Origin of the sequence: Leisingera sp. ANG-DT (assembly GCF_000813785.1) — a bacterium.
Lineage (GTDB): Bacteria > Pseudomonadota > Alphaproteobacteria > Rhodobacterales > Rhodobacteraceae > Leisingera.
Genome location: NZ_JWLE01000025.1, coordinates 52,177 through 68,068, shown reverse-complemented (window position 1 = coordinate 68,068; position 15,892 = coordinate 52,177). Strand labels below are relative to the sequence as shown.

The following is a 15,892-nucleotide window of genomic DNA, read 5'->3' as shown; positions in this document are numbered from 1 at the left end:
GTGCCTCATTGCCCAGGCGCTTACAGCGCGCCCATGGCCCTTTCTTATCAAAAGAGTGTTAATGGCCTACGGGGTGAATTTGGCCTTATTATGTCGAATTGTGACATAAATCATCAACCAAGTCTTAACCAATTTGCCGCCTGTCCTGACCGCAGGTGCCGGAAATTGCAGGCAGAACGGACTTACGGGGCGCAAGATGGCTGTTTCCAAAGCTGAAACAATGAAGGCCAGCCAGTGGCTGAAGGCGCAGATTCGCAACTGCCGGATCTGCGCGGACCGCTTTGCAGCGACCGCCACCGCGCATGCGCCTCGCCCTGTGGTGTGGTTCCGCCCTACAGCGCGCATCCTGATTGCAGGCCAGGCGCCGGGGCTGCGGGTGCACGAAAGCGGCCGGCCCTTTACCGATCCTTCCGGCGACCGGCTGCGGGCCTGGCTGGGGCTGAGCGAGGCGGAGTTTTACAACAAGGACCGCGTCGCGGTGGTGCCGATGGGGTTCTGCTTTCCCGGTTACAACGACAAGAAAGCTGACCTGCCGCCGCCTGCGGTCTGCGGCAAAACCTGGCATCATCAGGTGATGGACCACTTGCCGGAGGTGCAGCTGAAGGTGCTGGTGGGCGCCCATGCGCAGCGTTATCACCTGGGGCTGAAGGGGCCGGTGACGGATGTTGTCCGCGGCTGGCGGGATCATGCGCCGCAGGTCTTCCCCTTGCCGCATCCGTCCTGGCGTAATACCGGATGGCTGAAGAAAAACCCCTGGTTCGAGGCGGAGCTGCTGCCGGTTTTGCAGGCCCGGGTGAAGGAGCTGATGCGATGACAGATGAAACCCCGCTGGATCTGGCCCACGCCGCGATGGAGGCTGCGCCCGAGGATGATGCCGCCCGGCTGCGGTTCTATGAACGGCTGGCGGATGCGGAGCTGTTCCTGATGCTGGAGGAAGAAGCTGAGGGTGAGCAGATCTCGCCAGTGCTGTTCGACACGCCTGATGGTGCCTTCGTTCTGGTGTTCGACCGGGAGGAGCGGCTGGCGCAATTTGCCGGCCAGGCGGTGCCTTACGCGGCGCTGTCGGGCCGGGTGGTGGCACAGATGCTGGCGGGGCAGGGGGTTAGCCAGGAAATTGGACTGGGGCTGAACCTGGAGGTGGCGCCGTCGGCGTTCCTGATCCCGCCGGAAGCCATCAGCTGGCTGCACCAGACCCTGGGCCATGCACCGCAGGAGGTCGAGGCAGGCGTCACCGAATTCACCGCTCCCAAGGGCCTGCCGGAGGCGCTGCTGACGGCGCTGGACGCCAAGCTTGCCACCGCGGGCGGGCTGGCGGCGGCGGCCTATCTGGCCGGTGTGCGCTATGCTGGCGGCGGGCAAGGGCATCTGTTGGGCTTCGTCGGTGCCAAGGAGGCCGCGCAGGCCTCGCTTGCCAAGGCCGCCAGCGAAGCGCTGACCTTCTCCGGCATTGAGGCCGGTGCGATGGATGTGGGCTTCTTCGCGGCCGAGGACCCGGTGGCGGCCAGCCTGGCCCGCGTCGGCCTGCGTTTTGACCTGCCGCAGCCTAAGGCGCCGCAGGAATTGAAACCGGTGAAACCCGGCAGCGACCCGGAAAAACCGCCACGGCTCAAATAGGCATTTCTCGCCCACCGCCGTTTTCGCCTTATCTGCTGCTGCAAGGGCAGGGCTGCGGCCCGCGTCCGGCAACCCAGCAGGGAGGGGAAACGATGTCCATCAAACAAACCGCACATGATTTCTGCGAGGCCTGCGATGCGGGCAAAGGATGGGAGGTGTGCCAGGAATGGTGCACGCCGGACGCCACATTCTCGGTCCAGGCGGATGCGCTGGCAGAGATCAAGACGCTTACGGAATATACCGAATGGGCCAAGGGGCTGCTGACACCGATGCCGGATGCCCATGCGGAGTTCAAATCCCTCACGGTGGATGAGGACGCCAGCCGCGCGATCTTGTTTGCGGTGTTCCATGGCACCCATACGGTGGACGCCGGAAACGGCGCGCCGACGGGCAAGACGGTCGCTTCGGACTATGTCTACGTGCTGGACTTTGACGGCGGCAAAATCCGCCACATGACCAAGGTCTGGAACGATGTGCATGCCCTGACGCAGGTGGGCTGGATGTAGCCGGAAAAAAAGCGCCCGCGGCGAGGCGGGCGCTTGGCAATCCTTGAACCTGAGCCTTGAAGGCGGGGGTTATTCTGCCGGTTCCAGCTTATCCTGGGTGCGGGTCTCGAAATCGCTGGCGTTGTGGCGTTCATGCAGCTGCGTTTCCGGATCTCCGGAGGTGCGGTTCACCATGCGGCCGCGCTGCACCGCCGGGCGAGCGTCGATGGCCTTGGCCCAGCGGACCACGTTGGTGTAGCTCGCCGCATCCAGAAACTCTGCCGCATCGCCATAGTTGCGACCCAGTACCAGCTGGCCGTACCAGGGCCAGATGGCGATATCGGCGATGGTGTATTCGTCACCCGCAATAAATTCCCGCTCGGCCAGCTGCCGGTCCAGCACATCCAGCTGACGCTTGGTTTCCATGGTGAAACGGTCGATCGGATACTGCCACTTTTCCGGCGCATAGGCATAGAAATGGCCAAAGCCGCCGCCCAGGTAGGGCGCGCTGCCCATCTGCCAGAACAGCCAGTTCAGGGTCTCGGTACGTGCCGCGCCCGCCTTGGGCAGGAACGCCCCGAACTTCTCCGCCAGATGCAGCAGGATCGAGCCGCTTTCGAACACCCGCACTGGCTCCGCGCCGCTGCGGTCCAGCAGGGCCGGGATCTTGGAGTTCGGGTTCACCTCGACAAAGCCGGAGCCGAACTGGTCGCCGTCGCCGATTTTGATCAGCCAGGCGTCATACTCGGCATCTGTGTGGCCCGCGGCCAGCAGCTCCTCGAACATCACGGTGACCTTCACCCCGTTCGGGGTCGCCAGCGAATAGAGCTGGAAGGGGTGCTTGCCGGCGGGCAGCGTCTTGTCGTGGGTCGCGCCTGCAATCGGGCGGTTGATCGAGGCAAATTCGCCGCCGTTCGCCTGTTCCCATTTCCAGACTTTCGGCGGGGTGTAGGGGGTGTCGCTCATCTGTCGGCCTTGCTCTCAATTGTTTCCTGTTGCGTCTCAATCGCACGCGCTGCGGCGACCGGCTCAGCCAGAGATAAGGGGTGTTCCGGAAATTCCAATGACTGGAAGGTCTGCACGCGGAAATTTTACAATGTGCTCACATCCTCTCGTTCCCGGACACAGAGCCGTGAGCCCCCCTTCGCATTTGCTGCCGGGGCGGTAATGTCAGTGCCAAGGCCGGTGCGTTGGACCGGTGCCCGAATTGAAGCGATCACCGATGAAAGGGATGATTTCATGAAGCGTCTTGTTTTTGCTGCTGCGGCAGCGCTCTCCTTTGCCCTGCCGGCCTTTGCCGGGGAGCAGTATGTCGATGGCACCGGCTATGCGGTGTCCGGCTACGACGTGGTGGCCTACCGCAGCCTTGAGATGAACCCGGTCGGCACCCCGCAGACCGCCCCGGTGCGCGGCAGCACCGAGTTCACCGCCGAGTATAACGGTGCCACCTGGGCCTTCGCTTCGGCAGAGAACCGCGACATGTTCTCCGCCAACCCGGCCTATTATGCGCCGCAGTATGACGGCCACTGCGCCTATGGCGTCTCCAAGGGCGGCAAGGTACCGGCCAACCCGAACCTCTGGCGCATCGTCGACGACAAGCTCTATCTGAACATCACCGACGTGGTGGTTGGCTTCTGGGAAGAGGACATCCCCGGCAACATCAACCTGGCCGAAGGCAACTGGCCGGGCATTGAGGGTAAGGCGGCCTCGGACAGCGTGATCCCGAAGTTCACATCTGAGGGCCCGGTCGCGAACTGATTAGCGTTTGCAGGCAAGGCGAGGGCTTTGCCTGCATGCTCCATTCAAAGCTGCTATTGGGCCAAGGCCCAGCGATCGGCGGCTCTGAGCCCGCATCGCCAAATGCTGCACTAGGCAGTTAGCGGCAAGGAAACGCGTAAAGCCGCCATTGGCCGAAGCATGTTCGGAGCCAAGCTGCCGTTGGTCCCGCCTATGGCCGCCGCAGTGCAGCTTGGTCAAACCTTCCGGTCAGGTGCAACACAGCATCCTCAGAGAGCCGGGACCCGGGTTGCAGGACATTAGTGAACATTCGGCACAATTCTATGTACTGTCTGGCACCAATGATTTGGGCAAATCGGCCGGAACCACCAGGAAAATACCATCTTGGAACATCGTTAGCCCGGACATCCGACCCGGCCTAGAACGATGATGGCGTGCACGCGCTGATGACTTTGCACACCTTGTCTCCGGCGTTGCGGAACCGGTGTGGCAGGATGCTGGAAAAGTAATAAGCGTCTCCTGGGCCTAGAATTCGGGATTGCCCATCTACTGTGACTTCCAGACGCCCCTCAATTACGACTGCACATTCCTCGCCCTCATGCGACAGGGCTCCACGGCCCGAGTCTGCACCGACACCGTACTCTTCAATCAGCATCTGCAGCTTTCGATTCCGCCGCTCACCTGCGACCAGCAGGTAGGACACGCCCGGCGACCCCAGGTCCCGCATACCGCTGCGGGGGAAGAAAAAGTTGTCCTCGTTCTTCAGTTCGAAGCTGAAGAAAAAACCCAGGTTAACATCAACACCTGCGAGAATTTTCTTGAGCAGAGCCACTGAAGGCTGGGTTGATCCGCTCTCGATCTGGGAAATCGTACCGCTTCCCACCCCCGCGCGCTTGGCCATCTCGCGTTGGCTGAGACCTTTTGAGGTTCGAATCAATCGCAGGCGTCTTGCGGTTTCCAGATCGGGTGCCGAAGAGTCGCCCATTGTGATTTCCTGCTTCTGATCGAAAGCACCTTAAGGCGGCACGATCTGTTTTTCAATGACTTAGACATTCCTACAAAGCCGGGTGTGCGAAAGGGTGAAACTTTGCAAGTATCTCTCATCAAATAATAATCTGCCTTGCAAGGAATGGATATGCCCGTTCAGTCAAATACCATGTCGTCTTTCTGGATGCCGTTTTCGGCCAATCGTGATTTCCTTCGCGAGCCCCGCATGATCCAGTCTGCCGAAGGGATGTACTACACCAGCTCGGACGGCCGCCGGATTATGGACGGCACAGCGGGGTTGTGGTGCGTTAATGCAGGCCATCGTGATCCGCTCATTGTAGAGGCAGTGCAGAAGCAGGTTCACGAGCTGGACTATGCTCCGAATTTCCAGTTTGCCCACCCGCAGGCGTTCGAGCTTGCGGGTAAGCTGACGGCGATGATGCCCGAGGGGATGAGCCATGCGTTCTTTACCAACTCGGGGTCTGAGTCGGTCGACACCGCGCTCAAGATTGCGCTGCATTACCACCGGATGCGCGGCGACAGCGCCCGCACACGTCTGATCGGGCGTGAACGCGGTTATCATGGCACCGGATTCGGCGGCATCTCGGTCGGGGGCATCGTGAAGAACCGCATGCACTTCGGCACTCTCCTGACCGGAACCGATCACCTGCGTCATACTCATGATCTGGAAAAGAACGCATTCACCCGCGGCTGCCCCGCGCATGGCGCCGAACTGGCCGATGATCTGGAGCGCATCGTTGCGCTGCATGATGCCTCGACCATCGCGGCCGTCATCGTCGAGCCGATGGCAGGGTCCACCGGAGTGCTGCTGCCGCCCAAGGGGTATCTGCAGCGGTTGCGCGAGATCTGTGACCGGCACGGCATCCTGCTGATCTTTGACGAGGTCATCACCGCGTTCGGCCGTCTGGGTGCGGCAACCGCGTCGGAATATTTTGGCGTTACGCCGGACATCATCACCACCGCCAAAGGGCTGACAAACGGCGTCATCCCGATGGGCGCGGTCATCGTGTCCGACGCGATCTACAATTCCGCCATGGAAAACGCCGACGCGCCGATCGAATTGTTCCACGGCTACACCTACTCGGCCAACCCGGTGTCCTGCGCAGCCGCACTGGCGGCGCTGGAAAGCTACGAACAGAGCGACCTGTTCCGCCGCGCGGCGCTGCTGTCGCAACCGTGGGAGGATCAGCTCCACAGCCTGAGGGATCTGCCCAATGTCATCGACATCCGCAACCTGGGGCTGGTTGGTGCCATCGAGCTGGCCCCGCGCGAAGGCGCGCCGGGCGAGCGAGCCTATGAGGCGATGAAACGCGCCTGGGACGCTGGGATCATGATCCGGGTAACCGGCGACATCATCGCACTTTCTCCGCCGCTGATCATCTCGGAACCTGAAATCAACACGCTTGTTCAGACACTTGGCGAAGTTCTGGCTGAGCTTCCGTGACCTTTCCCCTCTAAATCCAAAGGACTGCAATCATGAAAGATGCTGCCCCGATCGCTTCGATCGGCCACTATATCTGTGGCCAAAACACAGCTCCCGACGGCGAAACCACCCAGGCCGTCTACAACCCCGCAACCGGTGAACATACCGGCGATGTGTCCCTGGCAACCGTCGAAACCGTGAACGCTGCGGTCGCCGCGGCCAAGGCGGCCTTTCCTGCGTGGTCGAACACGCCGCCGATCCGCCGGGGCCGGCTGATGAACAATTTCCTGGCGCTGGTGCGTCAGCACAAGGACGACCTGGCCCGCGCCATCACTGTCGAACACGGCAAGGTCTTCACCGATGCCCAGGGCGAGGTCGAGCGCGGCATTGATATCATCGAGTTTGCCTGCGGCATCCCGCAGCTCCTTAAGGGTGATTACACGGAGCAGGTGTCCACCGGCATGGACAACTGGACCACACGCCAGGCCCTGGGCGTCGTGGCCGGGATCACGCCCTTCAATTTCCCGGTCATGGTGCCGATGTGGATGTTCCCGATCGCCATCGCCGCAGGCAATACCTTCATTCTGAAACCGTCGCCGACCGATCCTTCGGCTTCTCTGCTTTATGCGGATCTGATGAAGCAGGCAGGCTTCCCCGATGGCGTGTTCAACGTCGTTCAGGGCGACAAGGTTGCCGTGGATGCACTTTTGGAAAACGAAGACGTCAAGGCTGTGTCCTTTGTCGGCTCGACCCCGATTGCCAACTACATCTACGAAGTCGGCGCCCGCCACGGCAAGCGCGTCCAAGCCTTGGGCGGGGCCAAGAACCACATGCTGGTGATGCCTGATGCCGACATGAACAAGGCCGCCGACGCGTTGATCGGTGCAGCCTACGGTTCAGCCGGAGAGCGCTGCATGGCGATCTCGGTTGCGCTGCTGGTTGGCGATGCCGCGGACAAGCTGATGCCGGTGCTGAAAGAACGCGCCGAGACCCTGAAGATCAAAAACGGTCTCGAACTGGACGCAGAAATGGGGCCGATCGTCACCGCCGCCGCGCGCGACCGGATCAAGGGCTATATCGATAGCGGCGTCAAAGAAGGTGCTGACCTGCTGGTCGATGGCCGCGGCTACACCGTCGACGGGCACGAAGGCGGTTACTTTCTGGGCGGCACCCTGTTCGACAACGTTACCCCGGACATGAAGATCTACCGCGAAGAGATCTTTGGCCCGGTTCTGGCCTGTGTCCGCGTGCAGAACTTTGCCGAAGGCTTGCAGCTGATCAACGACCACGAGTTCGGCAACGGCGTGTCGCTGTTTACCCGGGACGGCAACGTCGCGCGTGAGTTCGGCAAACAGGTTCAGGTCGGCATGGTCGGCGTCAACGTTCCGATCCCGGTGCCGATGGCGTGGCATGGCTTCGGCGGCTGGAAAAAGAGCCTGTTCGGCGACATGCACGCCTATGGCGAAGAGGGCGTCCGTTTCTACACCAAGCAGAAATCCATCATGCAGCGCTGGCCTGAAAGCATCTCGGAAGGTGCTGAATTCGTCATGCCAACGGCCAAGTGAGCCTCTCTTTCCTGGAGTGAAGACAATGTACATTGGTGTACCCAAGGAAATCAAAAACCACGAATACCGCGTCGGGCTAACGCCCGAGAGCGTGGCTGAGCTGATCACGAACGGTCATGCGGTGCTGGTCGAAACCGGTGCGGGCCTGGGCATTGGCGCCGATGACGATGCTTATCGTGCTGCTGGTGCGGAGATCGCAACAAACGCAGCCGAGGTGTTTGCCCACGCCGAAATGATCGTGAAGGTGAAGGAGCCGCAAGCAGCGGAGCGTGCGATGCTGCGCGAGGGGCAGATCCTTTATACCTATCTGCATCTGGCGCCAGATCCGGACCAGACCAAAGATCTGGTGAACTCTGGCGCGGTCTGCATCGCTTATGAAACGGTAACGGACGATAGCGGCGGTCTGCCGCTCCTGAAGCCGATGAGCCAGGTTGCAGGCCGGATGTCGATCCAGGCCGGTGCTGGTGCCCTGGAAAAGGCCCAGGGCGGGCGCGGGGTTCTCCTGGGCGGTGTGCCTGGGGTGAAGCCCGGCAAGGTTGTTGTCATCGGCGGCGGTGTTGTCGGTTTCAATGCCGCGCAGATGGCCGTTGGCCTGCATGCTGACGTCACCATTCTGGACCGGAACCCGGCCGTTCTGGAAAAGCTCGAAAACCACTTTGAGGCATCCGCCAAGGTGGTTTACTCAACCCAGGCCGCGCTGGAGGAAGAGGTTTCCAATGCCGACCTCGTGATCGGGGCGGTTCTGATCCCCGGCGCCGCCGCACCCAAGCTTGTTTCGCGTGATCTGATTGCGAAAATGAAACCCGGTGCAGTGGTCGTGGATGTTGCCATTGACCAGGGCGGATGCTTTGCGACCTCCAAGGCAACGACACACGCAGACCCGACCTATGTCGTTGATGATGTTGTGCATTACTGCGTCGCCAATATGCCCGGCGCGGTGGCCCGGACTTCGACCTATGCGCTGAACAACGTGACCCTGCCGCATGCCATCGCCATTGCGAACAAGGGCTGGCAGCAAGCGCTGGCCGACAACCATCACCTGCTGAACGGCCTGAACGTGGCCTACGGCGAGGTGACCTGCAAGGCTGTGGCCGATGACCTCGGATACGGCTTCGAGGATCCCAGAAATTTGCTGACTTAAGCAAATCCGCGCCCGCAACAGCATGCCGCTGTGCGGGCGTTATTCGTCAAACAGGAGGAGAACTACCCGATGAGTTTCAACAAGATTACCAAAGGTCTGGCCGCTGGCGCGCTGAGCACTCTGATGTCGACCGCGGCTTTCGCCGAAGACATGACCCTGCGTTTCGCAGGCGTGTTCCCGATCGACCACCAGGGCACAAAAATGATGGAACAGGTTGCCGCAGATGTTGCAGCAGCCGATGTTGGCCTGAAGATCGACGTGTTCCCTGCAAACCAGCTCGGTTCCGGTGAAGCCTTGTTCGAAGATGTCGCCCGCGGCAACATCGATCTGGCTTCGGCTTTTATCTACGCCGACACCGATCCGCGCCTTGAGTTCCTGTCCATGCCGTTCCTGCTTGGAGGATGGGATGACATGGAAAATACGCTGCTCAACATGGATTCCGAGTTCAACACCATCCTGCAGGAGATCACCGACGAATACGGCGTCCGGGTGATGGCTCAGAACCCTGAAGGGTTCATCGGCATCGTTGCTTCGCAAGAGCCCCAGAACTGGAGCAGCTTTGAGGACAAAGGCATGAACATTCGTGTCTGGTCGTCCAGCGTTGTGAAGTCGATGGTTGAAGAACTGGGCTACCAGGCAACAACCATGGCATGGGGGGACATCTTCCCGGCGCTTCAAGCCGGTATCGTCGATGGTGCGATCTGCTGCACCAAAACCGCGACCTACTCCATCTTCGCCAAGTCGGATGTCGGTACCCACTTCGTCGAGTACAACTCGATCTCCGAACTGACAACGTTCTATGCATCGCAGCGGACGCTGGACAAGCTGAACGACGCACAGCGTGAAGCGTTGCAGGCGGCTCTGACCAAAGCGTCGAATGATTTCTTCAGCTACAACCGCGAAAACGACGAGGTTTTCGGTCAGAAGCTGCTTGATAAGGGCTACACCATCCTTCGCCTGAGCGATGAAGAACAGGCTGCGATGGCCGCACATGTTCAGGAAACGGTCTGGCCGCAGATGGCAAAAAGCGTTGGTCAGGACATCATCGACCGCCTGCTGGCAGCCAAGAACAACTGATCAGGAAAAGGGCCGGCAGACCAGCTGGCCCTTTTTTGTTCTTGAGCGAAACAATGGGAGGGAGAAAGATGTCCGTTTCGGTAAGCGAACAACCACCAGCCGCCGGGAACGAAGTTCACGGCATTCGGAACAAAATAACCGACGAATTGCCGGCCATCATTGGCTACCCGATGAAGGCGATCGCATTTCTCATGAGACAGATTGTAATGGTGTCAGGGTTCCTGATGGCATTCACCTTTGGCGCGGTTGTTGTCATCAGATATGGCTTTGGCGGCGATCTTTTCGCCTACGAAGAATGGCTGTTGGGCATTAGCATCGTGGGCTTCTTTGCAGGCGCTGTTCTGGCCTCTGCGCGCAATCTGCATATCAACGCGGATATTCTGGGCATCGTCATCCAAAACCCGCGGATGATCTGGTGGCGCGGGTTCATCGTGCTGACGGTCGAGCTGCTGGTGATCCTGTTTCTCATGTACGCGTGCTATGTCTCGCTGCTTGACGACTTCTCGTTCCCGCGGCTGCGCGCAACCCCTGTGCTGCGCATCCCGTTTGTCACCTGGCGGATCGGGATCATGGTCGCCTTTGGCTTCATGGCGATGTTCACCACTGCCTATCTCTACGTGCATATCCGTCAGGGTCTCGGTCTCCCTCTCAAATCAGCTGCTGCCAAGGAGGCCGCAAAATGATCATCACCGGTAGTCTTCTTATCGTCTGCGCCATGCTGCTTCTTGGGGTCAGCGTTTTTGTGGCCTTCGGGGCGGTCCTGATTTTCATTGCCATGGTCGGTGATCAGTCGATCACAGGGTATTTGCCGACGGGGTCCACGGGAATCCGGTCACTGGTTCTGCTGGCCATCCCGCTCTTCATGATTGCGGGTGGCATCATGGAAAAAGGGCGGATCGCGGCGCCTCTGGTTTCACTCGCCGAAATGTTCATTGGCCATATCAAGGGCGGGCTGAGCGCTGCGGGCGTCCTGGCCTGCGGGGTCTTTGGCTCGATTTCCGGCAGCGCCAACGCCACCCTGACCTGCATCGGCGGCATCATGATGCCGCACCTGAAAAAGGCCAACTATCCCGGCGGGCAGTCGGCCGCTCTGATCGTGGCGGCAAGCCCTCTGGGCCTTCTGATCCCGCCAAGCTCGTCGCACATCCTGTATGGCTGGGTGGCACAGCAGCACGTGCTGAAATGTTTTCTGTCCACCGTGATCCCCGCGTTCATCCTGATCACCCTGCTGATCGTCGTGAACCAGTTCATGCTGCGGAAATACGATGGCATTAACTTGACAGAACGCCCCAGGCCATTTCTGCCCACCTTTGGCCGCCAAGCGCGCCTGGCGGGACCTGCGCTGATGATGCCGCTGATCATTCTGGGAGGGATCTACGGCGGTATCATGACCCCGACCGAAGCCGCCGGCATCGCCGTGGTCTATTCGATCCCGATTGCGATCTACTTCTACCGCGGCCTGACCTGGAAAACGCTGGCCCAGACCATCCAGAATTCCGGCGTCACAATCGGCGTGGTGATGGTCATGATCTTCATGGTTCTGATCGTGTCGGACAACCTGATCTCGCAGGGCGCACCGCAACTGGCCAAAGATCTTGTTTATTCCGTATCTGACAACCCGATTGTGATCCTGCTGATGATCAACATCGTGATGATCCTGATCGGGATGCTGATGGATGATATCTCTGGCCTGCTTCTGGCGACCCCGATCCTGTTGCCCATCGCGCAGAGCACCGGAATGGACCCGATCCATTTTGCTGCCGTGATCGGCGTGAACCTGGGCATGGCGAACATCACACCACCCACGGCGCCGCTTCTCTATCTTGGTGCCCAGGTCTGTGACGAACCGGTATCGCGTATGCTGTGGCCGACGCTGATCTTTATCATCTTCGCCTGGCTGCCGACGCTGATGCTGACGACCTTTGTCCCCGAGCTGGCGCTCTTCCTGCCTGACCTCCTGCTCAGCAAATAAGGGGGCCACCTATTGCTGCGCCCCCCGGACCGGGGGCGTTCCCCTGCCGGCGGCGGATGCCGGACAGGCAGCCGCGAACCTTCAGCCCCAGAAACTGAACACAAGAGGAACACCATGTATAGCAACATACTCGTAGCGCTGTCCCTGGAACATGGCATCAGCGAACAGGCACTCTCCGCAGCACGGGCCCTCCTGTCCGAGGGTGGTCAAATCACCGCAGCCCATATTCATGAGCCGCCGAACAAACAGATCATGTACTACATGGAGCAAAATGTTGTCGAAAAATCCTACCAGAAAGCCCAGGCGAGCCTTGCCGACCGGTTACAGGGTGAGGCGGGTGTGAACTCCGTCATTCTGGAAAGCCAGTCAGCGGGCCGCGCGATAACGGAATATGCCAACAAGCAGAAAATCGACTGTATCGTCCTTGCCTCGCACAAACCCGGGATGAAGGAGTTCTTTCTGGGTTCGACCGCCGCGCTCATAGTTCGCCACGCTCATTGTTCGGTTCATGTCCTTCGCTTGTAACGGCTGAAAAGAGCCACAGAATGATCAACCAACCCTGTGAAGATGGTTTGCAATCAAAGCAGGGTTGGAGCATTTCTTAATTATGCCGATTGGACTAATTGGCTGCCACCTGACTTGGGACAGCTAGATAGAGGGCGTGTTTGCGACGCCCTCCAGCGCGCATTCCGGAACCCTTGCATGGCGGGTTCGCAATGTTCTGCCCATTCTTTAAGGATTGGCCGTAATGAGAGCACCTGATCCGGCCATAAGCGTATGAGCAGCGAATTCAGCCTCCGCGCCGCATAAGTGTTATCCAACCCGATGAATTGACATACCTGCTCTCTAAGCAACGCGGACACAGCCCGATGTTTGGCTGATGTTTGGGTTGCGTGGGGGATATCTGCCGCTAGATGCTCTTGCGACAGCTGAACGCCTTTTGCCACGTAGCACTAATTGCCAAAAGGCGGGCCTCAAAAAGAAAAGCCCCGGACGCAATGCCGGGGCTAGATTCACTAAAGCGGCCAAGCCTCAGCGGCGGCGGTCGCGGCGCGAGGACATCGGTTGGAAGGCCACGCCCACATGCGCCTCGCAATAGGGTTTGCCCTGCTGGGCGGGCAGGCCGCAGAACCAGAAGTCCTCGGTCGCCGGGTCGCCCACCGGCCATTTGCAGGTGCGCTCGGTCAGCTCCATCAGGCCCAGCTTCTTGGCCTTCTTCTCGATCTCGTTGACCTTGGCCAGCGCCTCGGGGCTGATTTCATTGGCGGAGGGCTGCGGCGGCAGCGGCTGGCCGGCCGGGATGATCTGGCGGCGGGCCGGGGTTGCGGGCTTGGCGTCCGCGGAGGGCTGGGCCGCGGCCGGGCGGGCCGGTTCGGTCTTGGGTTGCGGCTTGGGCTTGGCGGTAGCCGCAGGTTTCGGCGCGGCGGCTGCAGGGGCGGCTGCCGGCTTTTCCTTCGGCTCCGCCGCCTTGGATCCGCCGCTGTTGCGGTTGGACAGGCCGAGGCGGTGCACCTTGCCAATGACGGCGTTGCGGGTGACGCCGCCCAGTTCCTTGGCGATCTGGCTGGCCGACTGGCCCTCGCCCCACATTTTCTTGAGCAGTTCGACGCGCTCGTCTGTCCAGGACATCTGTTGCCTTTCCAAGCTAATAGCGGCCCCAGGGGTTCTGCGGCCGCCATCATATTCCGTGTGATCCCCTATTCTAATCACTGCGGGCGGAGTTACAAGGCATCTTGCGCCCATTGGCCCAGCCGTTATGCAGTCGGGCAAGGAAATGCAGGGGGCAGCATGGCAGAGCAGGGCTATCAGGTGGAATTGGGCGCGCGCCGGTTCGGGCGGGTGAACTGGCTGGGGCTCAAGGCGCTGGCATGGCGCGAGGTGAAGCGGTTCCTGGCGGTCTGGACCCAGACTCTGCTGGCGCCGCTGGTGACCGCGGCGCTGTTCCTGATGATCTTCAACATCGCCATCGGGCCGAAGCGCGGCGATGTGATGGGGGTGCCGTTCCTGACCTTCCTGGCACCGGGCATCATGATGATGACGGTGATCCAGAATGCCTTTGCAAACACCTCATCCTCCATCGTTATTGCCAAGGTGCAGGGCAATATCGTCGACACGCTGATGCCGCCCCTGTCGGGGCTGGAGATCCTGCTAGGCTATCTGGCGGGCGCCGTTGCACGCGGCACTCTGGTGGCGCTGGGCATCGGGCTGGGGCTGATGGCGGTGCTGCAAATCGTACCTGCGCATCCGCTGACCGCACTGGTCTTCATCGTGCTGGGCGCGGCGTTTCTGGGCGGCCTCGGGATCGTTGCCGGGGTTTTTGCCGACAAGTTCGACCAGATGGCGGCAATCACCAATTTCATCGTCACACCCTTGGCTTTCCTCTCCGGCACTTTTTATTCGGTCGAGGCGCTGCCGCCGGTGCTGAAAGTCATCTCGCATCTGAACCCGGTGTTCTACCTGATCGACGGAGTGCGATTCGGGGTGATCGGCACCTCGGACAGCCCGCCCTTGCTGGGGCTGGCGGTCTGCAGCGGTGCCACCTTTGCGGTCTGCCTGCTGGCCTGGGTGATGCTGCGCACTGGTTACCGCCTGAAACCCTGACGCCGCTACTCCGCGGGCAGGGGGTCTTCCGCTGGCGGAGGCGCCGCCTTTCTGCGTCCCAGCCGCGGATGCAGCTTGCCAGCCAGCAGCGCGGCATAAGCCGCAGCCGCGGCGCCAGCGGCAAAGATCCCAGCCAGCGGCGACACCATCAGCACCAGCCAGGCGGCCCCCGGCGTCAGGATGCCGGAGATATCCCGGTAGCTGGAGTAGACCGCCGACATCTCGGTGCGCTCGGAGGGTTTCACCGCCATCAGGAATGGCAGTCCGCCGCAGATGTCCAGCAGGATCAGCGCGGCGGACCCCGCCATCAGCAGGCCGACCGCAACATCTGGCCAGCCCTGCAACGCTGCGGCACCGCCGAAACACAGGGCGACGATCAGAAAACCGGTGCGCACCGCCAGCCGGATCGAATGCTGCTGCACCCAGCGCTGCAGCAGCGGCGCGCCGAACAGGCAGGCGTTGGTCACGGACAAGAGGATGCCGCCCAGTTCCTGTCCCAGCCCTTTTTCAATGGCAAAGATCGGCAGGTAGACCACGTAGATCCACCAGCCAGCCGACCGGATCACCGCAAACAGGAAGCCGGTGATCAGCCGCGGCTGCTCCAGAAAGCGCGGCAGGTATTTCAACGGGCTGGAGGCCGGGCCGCGGGCGCGGGCGATCTGCTTGCCGTTGCCCATCCGCATCCACCAGAAGGCGGCCAGCATCAGGAGCGCCGCAGCACCGGAAATCAGGAACGGGGCAGGCGGCCACCAATCCAGCAGCAGCACCCCCGCCATTGGCCCGGCGGTCCAGCCCAGGGCTGAATAGAACATCCGTGAGGTCTCGCATTTGCCCAGTTCGACCCGGGAAATGTAGTCGAGTACATAGGCGTTGAAGCAGATGAAGGTGGTGACCGCCGCCACGGTGTTGAGCGCCAGCGCCGCCAGCACCGAACCCGGGCTGCCTTCGATCGCCAGCGCTGCCGAGGCCACGAACATCGCCGCGCCCAGGGAATAGGCCCAGCGGCGCGGCACCAGCCGCACCAGTGCGGGCACCATCAGCCCCGCGAGCAGCGACAGGATACCCACCGCGAAATAGGAGGCCGAGACCAGCCCGGCATCCCCCAGCGCCCGGTACATAATCAGCGGAAAGACTGAGATCAGCGTGCCGCGCACCACCGCCTCCAGCCCCGCCAGGATGCCGAAATCCCGGACCGAGGGCACCGGCGCGTGGCGCAGCCATTCTGGGATTCGCCGCTCGTGCATGGGTATTCTCCTGTCCTGTTACAGA

16 protein-coding genes are annotated in these 15,892 nt (G+C 61.0%); 12 read left to right on the top strand and 4 right to left on the bottom strand.

Annotated elements, in window-relative coordinates:
* The first annotated feature begins 196 nt into the window (after positions 1–196).
* The 3 genes from RA21_RS17835 to RA21_RS17825 all read left to right on the top strand — a co-directional run bounded on the left by RA21_RS17835 (position 197) and on the right by RA21_RS17825 (position 2,120).
* Complete coding sequence (locus RA21_RS17835) at positions 197–814, top strand: uracil-DNA glycosylase family protein (RefSeq protein WP_446720199.1); 618 nt, start codon at positions 197–199, stop codon at positions 812–814.
* Complete coding sequence (locus RA21_RS17830; RefSeq protein WP_039151419.1) at positions 811–1,614, top strand: SseB family protein; 804 nt, start codon at positions 811–813, stop codon at positions 1,612–1,614. Before RA21_RS17835 ends, RA21_RS17830 begins: the two co-directional genes overlap by 4 nt.
* Before the next feature lie 92 nt (positions 1,615–1,706).
* On the top strand, positions 1,707–2,120 hold the full coding sequence (locus tag RA21_RS17825) for a nuclear transport factor 2 family protein (RefSeq protein ID WP_039151417.1): 414 nt from the start codon (positions 1,707–1,709) through the stop codon (positions 2,118–2,120).
* Between the two features lie 69 nt (positions 2,121–2,189).
* Here the strand turns inward: RA21_RS17825 and yghU are convergent, their stop codons facing one another.
* A complete protein-coding gene (gene yghU, locus RA21_RS17820; RefSeq protein WP_039151414.1) occupies positions 2,190–3,065 on the bottom strand; it encodes a glutathione-dependent disulfide-bond oxidoreductase in 876 nt (291 codons plus the stop codon).
* 273 nt (positions 3,066–3,338) lie between these two features.
* Here yghU and RA21_RS17815 point away from each other — a divergent pair, with 273 nt between their 5' ends.
* Positions 3,339–3,857, top strand: coding sequence for a YHS domain-containing (seleno)protein (locus tag RA21_RS17815; RefSeq protein WP_039151496.1), 519 nt, complete (start codon positions 3,339–3,341; stop codon positions 3,855–3,857).
* Positions 3,858–4,254: 397 nt separating this feature from the next.
* Here RA21_RS17815 and RA21_RS17810 read toward each other — a convergent pair whose 3' ends face one another.
* Complete coding sequence (locus tag RA21_RS17810) at positions 4,255–4,821, bottom strand: cupin domain-containing protein (RefSeq protein ID WP_052257708.1); 567 nt, start codon at positions 4,819–4,821, stop codon at positions 4,255–4,257.
* Positions 4,822–4,965: 144 nt separating this feature from the next.
* Here RA21_RS17810 and RA21_RS17805 point away from each other — a divergent pair, with 144 nt between their 5' ends.
* The 7 genes from RA21_RS17805 (at position 4,966) to RA21_RS17775 (ending at position 12,547) form a co-directional block, all read left to right on the top strand.
* Positions 4,966–6,288: an aspartate aminotransferase family protein gene (locus RA21_RS17805; protein WP_039151411.1), complete on the top strand. Its 1,323-nt coding sequence runs from the start codon at positions 4,966–4,968 to the stop codon at positions 6,286–6,288.
* Positions 6,289–6,320: 32 nt separating this feature from the next.
* Positions 6,321–7,832, top strand: a complete 1,512-nt coding sequence (locus tag RA21_RS17800) for a CoA-acylating methylmalonate-semialdehyde dehydrogenase (protein WP_039151408.1) — start codon at positions 6,321–6,323, stop codon at positions 7,830–7,832.
* A gap of 25 nt (positions 7,833–7,857) precedes the next feature.
* Positions 7,858–8,973 carry an alanine dehydrogenase gene (gene ald, locus RA21_RS17795; protein ID WP_039151405.1) on the top strand — a complete coding sequence of 372 codons (1,116 nt, stop codon included), beginning with the start codon at positions 7,858–7,860 and terminating at the stop codon, positions 8,971–8,973.
* Between the two features lie 69 nt (positions 8,974–9,042).
* Positions 9,043–10,050: a TRAP transporter substrate-binding protein DctP gene (gene dctP, locus RA21_RS17790; protein ID WP_019296087.1), complete on the top strand. Its 1,008-nt coding sequence runs from the start codon at positions 9,043–9,045 to the stop codon at positions 10,048–10,050.
* A 191-nt stretch (positions 10,051–10,241) separates the two neighbouring features.
* Positions 10,242–10,733 carry a TRAP transporter small permease subunit gene (locus tag RA21_RS17785; protein WP_241483522.1) on the top strand — a complete coding sequence of 164 codons (492 nt, stop codon included), beginning with the start codon at positions 10,242–10,244 and terminating at the stop codon, positions 10,731–10,733.
* Positions 10,730–12,022: a TRAP transporter large permease gene (locus RA21_RS17780; protein WP_019296089.1), complete on the top strand. Its 1,293-nt coding sequence runs from the start codon at positions 10,730–10,732 to the stop codon at positions 12,020–12,022. The genes RA21_RS17785 and RA21_RS17780 overlap by 4 nt, the downstream gene beginning before the upstream one ends.
* 114 nt (positions 12,023–12,136) lie before the next feature.
* Positions 12,137–12,547 (top strand): universal stress protein, encoded by a 411-nt coding sequence (locus RA21_RS17775; RefSeq protein WP_039151403.1) that lies wholly within the window; start codon positions 12,137–12,139, stop codon positions 12,545–12,547.
* A gap of 507 nt (positions 12,548–13,054) precedes the next feature.
* On the opposite strand, the gene RA21_RS17770 is transcribed toward RA21_RS17775, so the two are convergent.
* The gene (locus tag RA21_RS17770) at positions 13,055–13,651 is read right to left on the bottom strand and encodes a GcrA family cell cycle regulator (protein ID WP_039151400.1); all 597 of its coding nucleotides are present in this window, start codon (positions 13,649–13,651) and stop codon (positions 13,055–13,057) included.
* A 159-nt stretch (positions 13,652–13,810) separates the two neighbouring features.
* On the opposite strand from RA21_RS17770, the gene RA21_RS17765 reads away from it, so the two are divergent.
* On the top strand, positions 13,811–14,623 hold the full coding sequence (locus RA21_RS17765; protein WP_019296092.1) for an ABC transporter permease: 813 nt from the start codon (positions 13,811–13,813) through the stop codon (positions 14,621–14,623).
* 5 nt (positions 14,624–14,628) lie between these two features.
* Here the strand turns inward: RA21_RS17765 and RA21_RS17760 are convergent, their stop codons facing one another.
* A complete protein-coding gene (locus tag RA21_RS17760) occupies positions 14,629–15,867 on the bottom strand; it encodes an MFS transporter (RefSeq protein WP_039151397.1) in 1,239 nt (412 codons plus the stop codon).
* Between the last annotated feature and the right edge of the window lie 25 nt (positions 15,868–15,892).